This window comes from Corynebacterium sp. KPL2838, assembly GCF_040225455.1.
GTDB lineage: Bacteria > Actinomycetota > Actinomycetes > Mycobacteriales > Mycobacteriaceae > Corynebacterium > Corynebacterium rhinophilum.
Genome location: NZ_JBEHFT010000001.1, coordinates 29,332 through 42,099, shown reverse-complemented (window position 1 = coordinate 42,099; position 12,768 = coordinate 29,332). Strand labels below are relative to the sequence as shown.

Sequence of the window (12,768 nt, the reverse complement as noted above, 5' to 3'; positions counted from 1 at the left end):
ACTCACCCTCTTTCTTTATCCTTCGGTTTAGTTGAAGGAGTCGCCACACGCGCAGGAGCCGGTAGCGTTCGGGTTATCAATGGTAAATCCCTGGGATTCGATGGTGTCAGCGAAATCGATCTTGGCACCAGTAAGGTACGGCACGGACATCTTGTCCACGACGAGCTTGATGCCACCTATCTCGTCGACCTTGTCACCATCGAGGCTGCGGTCGTCGAAGTAGAGCTGGTAGCGCAGGCCAGCGCAGCCGCCGGGCTGCACTGCGATGCGCAGGGAGAGATCGTCGCGGCCTTCCTGATCAAGCAGGCCCTTTGCCTTTGCAGCTGCGGCCTCGGTCAGAATGACGCCGGTTTCGGAAACTGGAGCGGTCATCACTTCTCCTCAAATATGTCTTGGTTGCGTAGCCACTACCCTACCCGCATCTACGAGGAGGGAAAAGGTAGCCCATAGTAATAACAACACCGTGGGCGGGCCTATTCCCCTCTTGGGGTCGAAACCTTGTAGTCTGATCAGCGTGAAACTTCCGTGGCAAAAAGATGACAAGACCTCCCCTGAACCTGCTCCCGTGCAGGAAGAAGTTCAGGAAGAAACCCACCGCAAGGGGTATACCCCTCCGAAGGGTCGTCCCACGCCAAAGCGCCAGGAACAGGAAATCGCGCGCGGCGTGAAGCGCGATCCACATGGGGTATCCGATGCGCAGCGCTATAAGCGCCGCAAGGAACTCAAAAAGTCCATGAATAAGGACGAGTGGAAAGAATATAAAAAGCAGGAGCGCAAGGAGCGTAACCAGCGCAACCGCGAAAGCCAGGAACGCATGGCTGAAGGCGATCCACGCTTTCTCCCAGCCCGCGACCAGGGCGAGGAGCGCGCCTACGTGCGCGATTGGATCGATGCCCGTCGCACGCTTTCGGAATGGGTCATGCCGATGGCGCTTGCCCTTATCGTGGTGGTCTTCGTGACCTATGCGGCTCCCAGCATCGCAGGCCTTATCAACGCGATTGCCATGGTGGTCATCCTTATCTTCGCCATCGATGGCATCTGGCTGGGCCGCCGTGCTAATAATGCTGTCCGCAAGAAATTCCCCGGCACTACCGCGACCGGCTTTGGCCTGGGATTCTACGCATTTTCCCGCGCCAGCCAGCCCCGCAAGTGGCGCATTCCTCGCCCGCGCGTAGAGCGCGGGGCCGACGTTTAAGGAAGCACGCTGATGGCTGATTCCCCGCAGCATTATCCCTACGGCAGGCTAAGCGATGCCGCACAGTGGCTAGCCGCCTGCCAGGATCGCTCCCCCGCTTCCGAGCCACAGCGGGTGCGAGCCATGATCTTCGCCGAGGACAGTGACGGGATCCCACAGGCCACGGAGACCGCCGCTCGGCGGGTCGGAGCCAGCATTAAATCCGTCACGGTGACAGATTGCTCCTCGGCCTATGACCTAGGCGTGCAAGCAGCGGATGCGGAAATCGATGGCGGTACGGATCTGCTGATTCCTGGCGGCATCGACAGCACGCAGGCTGCCGCGGCCGTCATGGGGATCATGGCGCAGGAGGAGCCGGTGGTGGTCGTCAGCAAGCAGCCGAGCGTCGAGGCTTGGAAGGCCGAGGTTGCGGCCATTCGCGATGCCATGTTTCGGATGCGCGACCTGACTGGGCGGGAACTCATTAAGGCCTGCGGCTCCCCCGTATTGGCCGCGCTGGTGGGCTTTATCTCCCAGGCGGCGCGGCGGCGCACGCCCTTGCTTGTCGATGCCCCTTTGACCGCCACCGCCGCCGTATGCGCCGCTGCAGACACGCGAATCCACGACTGGATCCTTGCCACCAATATCGCGCCGCAGCCGACTCACCGGTTGGCCTTAAAGAAGCTGCGGCTGGAGCCCCTGCTCGAGCTGCAGATGGAACCGGTGCCGGCGCTCGGCGCTTTGGCTGCCCTACCCCTTTTATTACTGGGCGTAGAAATCACCGCGGACGCGACGCAGGCAGAGGCCTAACTGCGCGCGGCAGGGCATCCAGCCCCGCGCTGCGTCGCACTCCGCCTCGGACAAGCGCGCTAGACCAGAGTGTGCAACCAGCCGTGGGCATCCTCCACGGCACCGCGCTGGATACTGGTTAGACGCTCGCGCAAGGCCATGGAGACCTCGCCGGCCTCGTTATTGTTGACGCTGAAATCGGTGTCCTCACCAAGGACGCGCCCCACCGGCGTGATGACGGCGGCGGTGCCGCAGGCAAAGGCCTCGGTCATCTTCCCTGATTCCACATCGCGCTGCCATTCTTCGGCGGTGATGCGTCGCTCGCTGACCCTATAACCCATGTCTTCGGCGACCTGCAACAAGGATTGGCGGGTAATGCCGGGTAGCAGGGAGCCAGAGAGTGCTGGCGTGACGATCTCGGCGTCGCTACCGGTGCCGTAGACGAACATGAGGTTCATCCCGCCCATTTCCTCGATGTACCGGCGTTCGATGGCATCCAGCCAGACCACTTGGTCGCAGCCCTTTTCTTCGGCCTGCGCCTGCGCCAACAAGGAACCAGCGTAATTGCCGGCGAATTTCGCGGCACCGGTTCCGCCCGGCGCAGCGCGAACATAGTCAGTAGACAGCCACACCGAAACCGGCTTAATGCCGCCGCTGAAATACGCACCGGCGGGCGAGGCCAAGAGGATGAATCGATACGCATTAGCCGGGTGAACGCCTAGCGATACCTCGGTAGAAATCATAAAGGGGCGCAGGTAGAGCGATGCTTCCCCGCCTGCTTCCGGTACCCAGCTCTTATCGATTTCCACCAGCTGGCGCAGTGCCTCGATGAACTCTTCTTGCGGTAGCTCGGGCATCGCCAAGCGCTGCGCCGAATTGATAAAGCGTTGCGCGTTTTGGTCGGGGCGGAAGGTAACGATGGAATCATCGGGCTGCCGGTAGGCCTTAATGCCCTCAAAAACGGCCTGGCCGTAGTGAAAAACGTTGCTCGCTGGGTCCATCGTCAGCGGGCCATAGGGACGGATTTGCGCATCGTGCCAGCCTTTCTCCGTGGACCAATCAATGGTCACCATGTGGTCCGTAAAGTGCTGGCCAAAGCCGGGATTGGCCAGGATTTTGTCTAAATCCGCGGCCGCCGTTGGTTGATTCGTACGGGTAATCGTGTAATCAAGCATGCCCACAATCTACTCCTTTTATCTATAGCTGGGTAGGAATATGTTCACTTTAGCGCGGTATTATGGGCAGAAGTTTCATTAGTACCAATTAAAAAGGAGGACTGAATGTCTCAGCACGCTGGACCCGCACGTGGGGCATTTCCGGAACTTAAGCTAGAAAAGAAGGCCCCGAAGAACGCCCAGGCGCTACTCATCGCCGCATTTAAGGGCGAGGAAGGCATTGAGCTTCCGGGGACCTCGCTGCTCAAGTCAGCCGAGCTGCGGGAAGCGTACGAGTCTTTGATTGCCGTGGGGGCAACTGGTAAGGCCAATGAAGTCACCCGCATCCCCGCGCCTAAGAAGGCAGAGGTCGATTCCGTCATCGCCGTCGGTCTAGGCGATGCCGAAGACCTCGATGCGGAAACCTTGCGCCGCGCCGCCGGCAGTGCCGGACGCTCGATTTCCAAGCTGGAAGAGGTAGCCACGTCCTTGGGTGATTTTGGAATCGCGCCCGCGGTAGAAGGTCTCATCTTGGGCGGCTACAAGTTCAAGGGGCTGCGCTCTAAGTCCGGTAAGGATTCTGAACAGCCCGCCGCCTTTACCGTGGTGGCAGAAAAGTCCGCGCGCGAGGAGTTCGAGGCAGCGAAGATCACCGCGGAGTCCGTGGTGATTGCCCGCGATCTGGTTAACACCCCTTCGAACCTGCTGTACCCAGAGTCTTATGCAGACTTCCTTTCCGCCCAGGCTGATGAAGTTGGCCTCGATGTAGAAATCTTGGACGAGAAGGCACTGCAGAAGCAGGGCTTTGGCGGCATTACCGCCGTTGGCCGCGGTTCCGCCTGCCCGCCGCGTTTGGTGCGCCTGAGCTGGAGCCCCAAGAAGGCAAAGAAGCACGTGGCGCTCGTGGGCAAGGGCATCACCTTCGATACCGGCGGCATTTCCTTGAAGCCAGGCTCTGGCATGTGGGACATGATTTCGGATATGGGCGGTTCCGCAGCCATGGCCGCCTCCATCATCGCCGCGGCAAAGCTCAACCTACCAGTGAAGATCACCGCTACCCTGCCGCTGGCGGAAAACATGCCTGGCGATAATGCCACCCGTCCTGGCGATGTCATCACCCACTACGGTGGCATTACCTCTGAGGTTCTCAACACCGATGCAGAGGGCCGGTTGGTGCTTGCCGATGCCATCGCGCGCGCCAGCGAGGATAACCCTGATTTCCTCATCGAAACCGCCACGCTAACCGGCGCCCAGATGGTCGCCTTGGGCGGGCGCACCGCCGGCGTCATGGGCTCGGAGGACTTCCGCGACCGCATGGCTGGCATCGGCCGCGAGGTAGGCGAAAATGCGTGGGCCATGCCGCTCTTGGAAGAGCACGATGAATCCGTGAAATCCGCCAGCGCCGATATCCGCAATATCAACGCCAAGCGCGAAGGCGGTATGGAATACGCGGGTACTTATCTGAAGCACTTCGTGGGCGAGGGCATCGAATGGGCACATATCGATGTCGCTGGGCCTTCCTTCAATACCACCGGCGCCTATGGATATACGCCAAAGATGGGTACGGGCGTTCCTACCCGCACCGTCATCGCTGCCCTGCGCGAGATTGCTGAATCAAAGTAATACCCCGCGCCGCCGACTGGGCATAAAATAGCGGAGTTATGAATACTGCTTTAATCATCGTTGATGTCCAACACGATTTTTGCCCAGGCGGCGCACTCGGCACCGATCGCGGCAACGAGGTTGCAGAGAAGATCTCTTCTTTGCAGACCGAGTATGACACCGTCGTTGCCACACAGGACTGGCACATAGATCCGGGTTCCCACTTTGCGGAGGACCCGGATTTTGTCGATTCTTGGCCGGTGCACTGCGTTGCTGATTCCTATGGCGCCCAGATGCACGAGGCGATCAGGCCTGCGCAAGCATATTTTCGCAAGGGTGAATACACCGCCGCGTACTCCGGCTTTGAGGGTGAAGCGGACGGCGTATTGCTGGCGGATTGGCTGCGCGAGCACGCTATCGATGCGATAGACATCGTCGGCATTGCCACGGATCATTGCGTGCAGGCAACCGCGGCGGATGCCCTAAAGGAAGGCTTTTCCGTCCGTGTCTTGAGCGAATACTGCTCTCCTGTGGATCCAGACCGCGGTAATGCCGCCTTGGCAATGCTAGGAAAAGCCGGCGCCACCATCGTCTAGGCCTATTAACTTAAGTCTTGCCCCGAATCAGGGTTCTCGCCGCGCTCAAAACGGGCGCGGCGAAGGCGCTGTTCTTCCCTCTTGCGCAAGATACGTTGGCGTTCCATACGCTCGCGCATGCGTTGGGGGTACCCGGTTTCTTCGACATCAAAAACGTCGCACTGCAATAGTTTTCCTACCGCGTCAATCCCCTTCGGCCCGCCGATGCGCCGACGGATACACTCACCTTTTTCATCCACGACGACCACAGACATTTCATTGACCACGGTCTCAGGCTCGATAAATGCCTCGACAAACGCCTTATCAGCCGCCCACAATTTGAGCTCTTGTTCATCTTCTGGGCGAATAGTTTCTCCCGGACCGCGGGGCGGTCGCAGTGGCGATCGGGACTTATTGCGGCGGAAGAGGTTGAACATAACCCACTAGTTTACCCGCATGGAGGGTATTACTAACCCCACTACTGCACGATGACGGGCATCACGCTGTAAGATTGTGCGGTAGCGATAGAATACTTCCAACTTTTCGAGGAGTCTTAAAACTCATGGCGAACTCCGTTGAGATGCCCGAGCTGGGCGAGTCCGTAACCGAAGGCACCATTACCCAGTGGCTTAAGTCCGTCGGCGACACCGTCGAGGTGGATGAGCCTTTGCTCGAGGTCTCCACCGACAAGGTCGACACCGAAATCCCTTCCCCCGTTGCCGGCACCATTCTAGAAATCAAGGCCGAAGAAGACGACACCATCGAGGTCGGCGAGGTGATCGCCGTCATCGGTGATGAAGACGAGGCTGACTCCTCTTCCTCCTCCGATGATTCTGACGACTCCGACTCCGACGACGACAAGTCTGAGGACAAGGAAGAATCCAAGTCCGAGGATCAGAAGGAAGAAAAGGACGAGAAGAAGTCTGGCTCTAGCTCCAAGGCTTCTGGCGAGGCCACCGATGTGGAGATGCCAGAACTCGGCGAGTCCGTCACCGAGGGCACCATTACCCAGTGGCTCAAGTCCGTCGGCGACACCGTCGAGGTAGACGAACCACTGCTCGAGGTCTCCACCGACAAGGTCGACACCGAAATTCCTTCCCCCGTTGCCGGCACCCTGGTAGAAATCCTCGCCGAAGAAGACGAAACCATCGAGGTCGGCGAAGCCATCGCCCGCGTCGGCGACGAAAACGCCGCACCATCCTCCGACGACTCCGATGACTCCGACTCCGACGACGACAAGTCCGAAGAAAAGGAAGAAACCAAGTCCGAGGACAAGCAGGAAGAAAAGGACGAGAAGAAGTCTGGCTCTAGCTCCAAGGCTTCTGGCGAGGCCACCGATGTGGAGATGCCAGAACTCGGCGAGTCCGTCACCGAAGGCACCATTACCCAGTGGCTCAAGTCCGTCGGCGACACCGTCGAGGTAGACGAACCACTGCTCGAGGTCTCCACCGACAAGGTCGACACCGAAATTCCTTCCCCCGTTGCCGGCACCCTGGTAGAAATCCTCGCCGAAGAAGACGAAACCATCGAGGTCGGCGAAGCCATCGCCCGCGTCGGCGACGAAAACGCCGCACCATCCTCCGACGACTCCGATGACTCCGACTCCGACGACGACAAGTCCGAAGACAAGGAAGAATCCAAGTCTGACGAGAAGAAGGAAGACAAGTCCGAGCCAGCCAAGAAAGAGAAGAAGGAAGAACCGAAGCAGGATTCTTCCCTGAACACCTCCACCAAGGTCAACAACGGCGATAACGTTCCATACGTCACCCCGTTGGTGCGCAAGTTGGCTGATAAGCACGGCGTGGACCTCAACTCCATTGAGGGCACCGGTGTGGGCGGACGCATCCGCAAGCAGGACGTCCTTTCCGCTGCTGGTGAGGGCGATGCGAAGGCATCGGCAGGCGACGATAAGAAGGCTGCTGACTCCCCACGCGCACGCTGGTCCACCAAGTCTGTGGATCCGGAAAAGCAGGAGCTTATCGGCACCACCCAGAAGGTCAACCGCATCCGCGAAATCACCGCTACCAAGATGGTGGAAGCGCTGCAGATTTCCGCACAGCTTACCCACGTGCAGGAAGTCGATATGACTCCTATCTGGGATATGCGCAAGAAGAACAAGCAGGCGTTCATTGATAAATACGGCGCCAACTTGTCCTTCCTGCCGTTCATCGTGAAGGCCACCACGGAGGCTTTGGTCTCCCACCCGAACGTGAACGCCTCCTATGACCCAGAGACCAAGGAGATGACCTACCACGAGGACGTCAACGTCGCCATCGCCGTAGACACCCCGAAGGGTCTGCTCACCCCAGTCATCCACAAGGCACAGAACCTGTCCTTACCGGAAATCGCGCAGCAGATTGCGGAGCTGGCTGATAAGGCCCGCAATAACAAGCTGAAGCCGAATGACCTGACCGGTGCCACCTTCACCGTGACCAATATCGGTTCCGAGGGCGCACTGCTCGATACCCCGATCCTGGTTCCGCCACAGGCCGGAATCCTGGGTACCGCGGCTATCCAGAAGCGCGCTGTCGTGGTCAACGAGAATGGCCAGGATGCTATCGCCATCCGCCAGATGTGCTTCCTGCCCTTCACCTATGACCACCAGGTCATCGATGGTGCAGACGCAGGCCGCTTCATCACCACCATCAAGGACCGCCTGGAGACTGCAGACTTTGAGGCTGACCTCGATATCTAAAGCAGTTAGCTAACTGGCATACCTCCCGTTCCTTCCGCGCGAAGGGACGGGAGGTTTTGTCATGCCTGGGGTACCGCGCGGGGGTGTAGCACGTAAACTTCCGGCAAAAATATCAGACGAATTTTATCCCGGCACTGCAGGATATATTTCACTAATTGGGAGGTAAGCGGGCTACGACACATTTCCCTCGGTGAGTTACTGCATAAAAGTTTTTCAAGGGCGCTGTTTTTACCGGTTATTAAACATATACTTAGGGGCGGTTAAGACCATTGCACCCGATGAAGGAGACCTCACAGATGGATTTCATCTCCCGCCACCTAGGGCCGGATTCTGCCGAGCAGGCCGCCATGCTCGGCACTGTGGGCTACGACAGCGTGCAGGCGCTTGTCGATGCCGCCATTCCACCCAAGATCCGCGCTACGGAACTTCCCCACTTGCCAGAAGCACTCTCTGAAGACGGGGCACAGGCCGCTTTGCGGGAGTTCGCCGATCAAAACACTGTGCTTAAACCCTTCTATGGCCAGGGATATTCGGACACCCTGACCCCCGCCGTCATCCGCCGCGGCCTGCTTGAGGATGCCGGCTGGTATACCGCGTATACCCCCTACCAGCCTGAGATTTCCCAGGGCCGCTTGGAGGCCTTGCTCAACTTCCAGACCATGATCGAATCCCTGACAGGGCTGCCCATCGCGAATGCTTCCCTGTTGGATGAGGCTTCCGCTACCGCCGAGGCGGTCGGATTGATGTCCCGCGCAGTAAAGAAGGGCCGCCGCGTCGTACTGGACTCCCGCCTGCACCCGCAGGTGCTCACCGTTGCCGCTGAGCGCGCCCGCGCCATTGACCTCGAGGTAGAGATCGTGGACGTACGCGAGGGCTTGGTGGGCGAAGACCTCATCGGCGCAGTCATCGCCTACACCGGCACCGAAGGAGAGATTTTCGATCCTTCTGCCGTGATTGAAGAGCTGCACACCCGCGGCGCGCTGGCCTCCGTGGTCACTGACCCGCTGTCCCTGCTGCTTCTTGAAGGCCCCGGAAACTTGGGTGCCGATATCGTTTTGGGCTCGTCTCAGCGCTTTGGTGTACCCCTCTTCTTCGGCGGCCCCCACGCTGCCTACATGGCGGTAACGGATAAACTCAAGCGCCAGATGCCGGGCCGCATCGTCGGCGTCTCCAAGGATGCAGATGGCCGCCCGGCCTACCGCTTGGCGCTGCAGACCCGCGAGCAGCACATCCGCCGCGAGCGCGCGACCTCCAATATTTGTACTGCCCAGGCACTTTTGGCCAATGTAGCCTCGATGTACGCCGTCTACCACGGACCGAAGGGGCTGAAGGACATCGCCGAGCGCGTGCACGACTTGGCCTCCTCCTTCGCCCAGTCCATCGTGGATGCCGGCCTGGAAATTACATCGCAGGACTTCTTCGATACCGTCACCGTCAACGGCGTTGACGCGCAGAAGATCAAGGCTGACCTGCAGGATGCAGGCTACTTGGTGCGCGCAATTGGCACCGACAAGGTATCCGTATCCTTCGGCGAATCCGCCACGCAGCGCGATGTCGCACACTTGGCAGAAGCCTTCGGTGCTACCCCGGCTGAGGCCAATTTTGAGCTGCCGGAGAACCTGCAGCGCGCCGAGGAACCGCTGGAGCACGAGATTTTCCACTCCATCCATTCTGAGACCCAGATGCTGCGCTACTTGCGCAAGCTCGCGGACAAGGACTTGGCACTGGACCGCTCCATGATTCCGCTGGGCTCGTGCACCATGAAGCTCAACCCCACCGCGGCCATGGAACCCATCTCCTGGCCAGAATTCGCCGGTATCCACCCATATGCCCCGGAAGAGACCACCACGGGTTGGCGCGCGTTGGTGGAAGAGATCGAAGGCTGGCTCGCCGAGCTTACCGGCTATGCCAAGGTCTCCATCCAGCCCAATGCCGGCTCCCAGGGTGAGTTGGCGGGCTTGCTGGCCATTCGCCGCTACCACGTGGCCAATGGCGATAATGAGCGCGATGTTGTGCTCATCCCGGCCTCCGCACACGGCACCAACGCGGCCTCTGCCACTCTGGCAAACCTGCGCGTCGCCGTGGTCAAGACCGCCGAGGACGGCTCAATTGACGTCGCGGACTTGGAAGAAAAGATCGAAAAGCACGGCAACCACATCGCCGGCATCATGGTCACCTACCCTTCCACCCACGGCGTCTTCGACCCCGAGGTGCGCGATGTTTGCGATAAGGTGCACGCGGTCGGCGGCCAAGTCTACATCGATGGCGCCAACATGAACGCGCTGACCGGTTGGGCTCGTCCGGGCGATTTCGGCGGCGATGTCTCCCACCTCAACCTGCACAAGACCTTCACGATTCCGCACGGTGGCGGCGGCCCGGGCATCGGCCCGGTGGCGGTGGCAGAACACCTCATTCCGTTCCTGCCCAGTGATGCTGCATCCCCTGAGCTTGATGCCACCGCGGAAACCCCTGTTGGCCAGGGCGTTCCCATTACCGGCAGCAAGTACGGCTCCGCCGGCGTCCTGCCTATTTCGTGGGCCTATCTGGCCATGACCGGTGCCGAGGGCCTCGCCGCCGCATCCGGCCACGCAGTGTTGGGCGCTAACTACCTGGCGGCCTCACTCAACGAGTACTTCCCTGTCCTCTACACCGGCAACGAAGGTTTGGTGGCGCACGAGTGCATCATCGATTTGCGCGAGCTTACCGATGCCTCCGGGGTCACCGCCGCCGATGTGGCCAAGCGCCTCATTGACTTCGGCTTCCACGCCCCCACCCTGGCCTTCCCCGTGGCCGGTACCTTGATGATTGAGCCCACCGAGTCTGAGGACAAGGGCGAGCTGGATCGCTTCATCGAAGCCATGCGCACCATCCGTGCCGAAATCCAGGAGATCATCGACGGTGAGGTGGCCTACGAGGACTCCGTTATCCACCACGCACCGTTTACGGCTGAGTCGGTAGCTACCGATAACTGGGAGTACTCCTTCGGCCGTGACAAGGCCGCGTGGCCGGTCAAATCCCTATTGCATAGCTACAAGTATTTCCCACCGGTTCGCCGCCTCGATGAGGCTTACGGCGACCGCAACCTGGTGTGCAGCTGCCCGCCGCCAGAAGCATTCGAGATCGACGATTCCGAGGAGTAACAATGACCGAACTTCTAACCTCCCCGCTCAATGCCAAGCACGAGGAACTCGGCGCTACCTTCACAGCCTTTGGGCCGTGGAATATGCCGCTGAAGTACAACAGCGAGCTGGAAGAACACCGCGCCGTTCGCACCAGCGCAGGCCTGTTTGATCTCTCCCACATGGGTGAAATCTGGGTCAATGGACCCGACGCCGGCAAGTTCTTGTCCTACTCCTTCATCTCTAACCTAGATTCGCTGAAGGTGGGCAAGGCCAAGTACTCCATGATCACCGCTGAAGACGGCGGCATCATCGATGACCTGATTTCCTATCGCTTCGAGGATGACAAGTTCCTGGTCGTGCCCAACGCCGGCAATGCCGATACCGTCTGGGATGAGCTCAATAAGCGCTCCGAGGGCTTCGACGTAGAGCTCAAGAACGAGTCCCGCGACGTTGCCATGATCGCCGTGCAGGGCCCCAAGGCCGCCGAGATCCTCGTCCCGCTGGTAGAGGACAATAAGCAAGAAGCCGTCTACGAGCTGGGCTACTACGCCGCCACGATGGGCAAGGTGGCACGCGCCTTCGCCATCATCGCACGCACCGGTTATACCGGCGAGGATGGCTTCGAGCTCATCGTCTACAACTCCGATGCCCCGCAGTTGTGGGAAGAATTGCTCAAGGCGGGCGCGGAATATGACATCAAGCCGTGCGGCCTAGCCGCGCGCGATTCCCTGCGCTTGGAGGCCGGCATGCCGCTCTACGGCAACGAGCTCTCCCGCGATATCACCCCGGTAGAGGCGGGCATGTCGCGCGCCTTTGCCAAGAAGGAAGCGGACTTCGTCGGTGCAGAGGTCATCCGCAAGCGCGCCGAGGAGGGCCCGCAGGTCGTTATCTCCGGGCTCACCTCGGATCAGCGTCGCGCCGCGCGCGCCGGCGCCGAGGTTTTCCTCAATGACACCAAGGTCGGCACCGTCACCTCTGGTCAGCCCTCCCCCACGCTCGGCCACCCGGTGGCCATTGCGCTGCTCGATACCAGCGCGGAGCTCGAACCGGGCACCGCGGTCGAAGTAGAAATCCGCGGCAAGCGTTATCCTTTTGAGGTAACCGCGTTGCCGTTCTACAAGCGCGATAAGTAAGCCACCCGCATACCCTAAATATTCAGCCCGAAAGGACTCCATATCATGTCTAACCTGCCCCAAGACTTTTCCTACTCCGAAGACCACGAATGGGTAAAAGCCGCCAAGGACGCCGTGGAAGGCAAGACCGTTCGCATCGGTATCACCTCCGTGGCCGCAGACCGCCTGGGTGAGGTCGTCTTCGCAGAGCTGCCTGAGGTTGGCGATACCGTCACCGCCGGCGATTCCTGCGGCGAGGTCGAATCCACCAAGTCCGTGTCTGACCTGTTCTCCCCGGTCACCGGCACCGTGAAGGCCGTCAACGATGCCGTGCACGATGACTACGCCGTCATCAACAACGACCCCTTCGGTGAAGGCTGGCTCTTCGAGGTCGAGGTGGATGAAGCAGGCGAGCTCATGGAGGCTGACGAATACGCCTCCGCTAACGGCCTCGACTAAAAGGCGGTTCGTTCGACCCACTCGAACAGAAAATAAGGCGGGAGGATGCCACGGCATTCTCCCGCTTTGCTTTTCCTCGCTTTGCT

The 12,768-nt window shown here is 59.9% G+C and carries 11 protein-coding genes; 8 read left to right on the top strand and 3 right to left on the bottom strand.

The genetic code is table 11. The features are described 5' to 3' along the window. Window positions 1-27 precede the first annotated feature (27 nt). Window positions 28-372, bottom strand: a complete 345-nt coding sequence (locus tag ABRP98_RS00200; protein WP_349856972.1) for a HesB/IscA family protein — start codon at window positions 370-372, stop codon at window positions 28-30. Window positions 373-514: 142 nt separating this feature from the next. Between ABRP98_RS00200 and ABRP98_RS00195 the strand changes: the two genes are divergently transcribed. Further along, window positions 515-1,195: a DUF3043 domain-containing protein gene (locus tag ABRP98_RS00195; protein ID WP_349856971.1), complete on the top strand. Its 681-nt coding sequence runs from the start codon at window positions 515-517 to the stop codon at window positions 1,193-1,195. Window positions 1,196-1,207: 12 nt separating this feature from the next. Then, a complete protein-coding gene (locus ABRP98_RS00190; RefSeq protein ID WP_349856970.1) occupies window positions 1,208-1,984 on the top strand; it encodes a nicotinate-nucleotide--dimethylbenzimidazole phosphoribosyltransferase in 777 nt (258 codons plus the stop codon). 59 nt (window positions 1,985-2,043) lie between these two features. On the opposite strand, the gene ABRP98_RS00185 is transcribed toward ABRP98_RS00190, so the two are convergent. Continuing rightward, a complete protein-coding gene (locus tag ABRP98_RS00185; protein WP_349856969.1) occupies window positions 2,044-3,138 on the bottom strand; it encodes a branched-chain amino acid aminotransferase in 1,095 nt (364 codons plus the stop codon). 105 nt (window positions 3,139-3,243) lie between these two features. Here ABRP98_RS00185 and ABRP98_RS00180 point away from each other — a divergent pair, with 105 nt between their 5' ends. Further along, the gene (locus tag ABRP98_RS00180) at window positions 3,244-4,740 is read left to right on the top strand and encodes a leucyl aminopeptidase (RefSeq protein WP_349856968.1); all 1,497 of its coding nucleotides are present in this window, start codon (window positions 3,244-3,246) and stop codon (window positions 4,738-4,740) included. 38 nt (window positions 4,741-4,778) lie between these two features. Continuing rightward, window positions 4,779-5,315 carry an isochorismatase family protein gene (locus tag ABRP98_RS00175; protein ID WP_349856967.1) on the top strand — a complete coding sequence of 179 codons (537 nt, stop codon included), beginning with the start codon at window positions 4,779-4,781 and terminating at the stop codon, window positions 5,313-5,315. 5 nt (window positions 5,316-5,320) lie between these two features. Here the strand turns inward: ABRP98_RS00175 and ABRP98_RS00170 are convergent, their stop codons facing one another. Continuing rightward, entirely contained in the window at window positions 5,321-5,731 is a 411-nt protein-coding gene (locus ABRP98_RS00170; protein WP_349856966.1) for an oxidoreductase, read from the bottom strand. Between the two features lie 125 nt (window positions 5,732-5,856). Between ABRP98_RS00170 and sucB the strand changes: the two genes are divergently transcribed. From sucB to gcvH, 4 genes are all read left to right on the top strand, one after another. Continuing rightward, window positions 5,857-7,989 (top strand): 2-oxoglutarate dehydrogenase, E2 component, dihydrolipoamide succinyltransferase, encoded by a 2,133-nt coding sequence (gene sucB, locus ABRP98_RS00165; protein ID WP_349856965.1) that lies wholly within the window; start codon window positions 5,857-5,859, stop codon window positions 7,987-7,989. A gap of 296 nt (window positions 7,990-8,285) precedes the next feature. Then, window positions 8,286-11,129, top strand: coding sequence for an aminomethyl-transferring glycine dehydrogenase (gene gcvP / locus ABRP98_RS00160; RefSeq protein ID WP_349856964.1), 2,844 nt, complete (start codon window positions 8,286-8,288; stop codon window positions 11,127-11,129). A 2-nt stretch (window positions 11,130-11,131) separates the two neighbouring features. Beyond that, the gene (gcvT, locus tag ABRP98_RS00155; RefSeq protein ID WP_349856963.1) at window positions 11,132-12,244 is read left to right on the top strand and encodes a glycine cleavage system aminomethyltransferase GcvT; all 1,113 of its coding nucleotides are present in this window, start codon (window positions 11,132-11,134) and stop codon (window positions 12,242-12,244) included. Between the two features lie 45 nt (window positions 12,245-12,289). Then, window positions 12,290-12,682: a glycine cleavage system protein GcvH gene (gene gcvH / locus ABRP98_RS00150; protein ID WP_349856962.1), complete on the top strand. Its 393-nt coding sequence runs from the start codon at window positions 12,290-12,292 to the stop codon at window positions 12,680-12,682. Window positions 12,683-12,768 lie beyond the last annotated feature (86 nt).

Bases quoted from the DNA above. Each gene is read 5' to 3' on its own strand.
- ABRP98_RS00200 (WP_349856972.1), bottom strand. From the start codon at position 372: ATGACCGCTCCAGTTTCCGAAACCGGCGTCATTCTGACCGAGGCCGCA.
- sucB (WP_349856965.1), top strand. From the start codon at position 5,857: ATGGCGAACTCCGTTGAGATGCCCGAGCTGGGCGAGTCCGTAACCGAA.
- ABRP98_RS00190 (WP_349856970.1), top strand. From the start codon at position 1,208: ATGGCTGATTCCCCGCAGCATTATCCCTACGGCAGGCTAAGCGATGCC.
- ABRP98_RS00175 (WP_349856967.1), top strand. From the start codon at position 4,779: ATGAATACTGCTTTAATCATCGTTGATGTCCAACACGATTTTTGCCCA.
- ABRP98_RS00185 (WP_349856969.1), bottom strand. From the start codon at position 3,138: ATGCTTGATTACACGATTACCCGTACGAATCAACCAACGGCGGCCGCG.
- ABRP98_RS00180 (WP_349856968.1), top strand. From the start codon at position 3,244: ATGTCTCAGCACGCTGGACCCGCACGTGGGGCATTTCCGGAACTTAAG.
- gcvH (WP_349856962.1), top strand. From the start codon at position 12,290: ATGTCTAACCTGCCCCAAGACTTTTCCTACTCCGAAGACCACGAATGG.
- gcvP (WP_349856964.1), top strand. From the start codon at position 8,286: ATGGATTTCATCTCCCGCCACCTAGGGCCGGATTCTGCCGAGCAGGCC.
- gcvT (WP_349856963.1), top strand. From the start codon at position 11,132: ATGACCGAACTTCTAACCTCCCCGCTCAATGCCAAGCACGAGGAACTC.
- ABRP98_RS00170 (WP_349856966.1), bottom strand. From the start codon at position 5,731: ATGTTCAACCTCTTCCGCCGCAATAAGTCCCGATCGCCACTGCGACCG.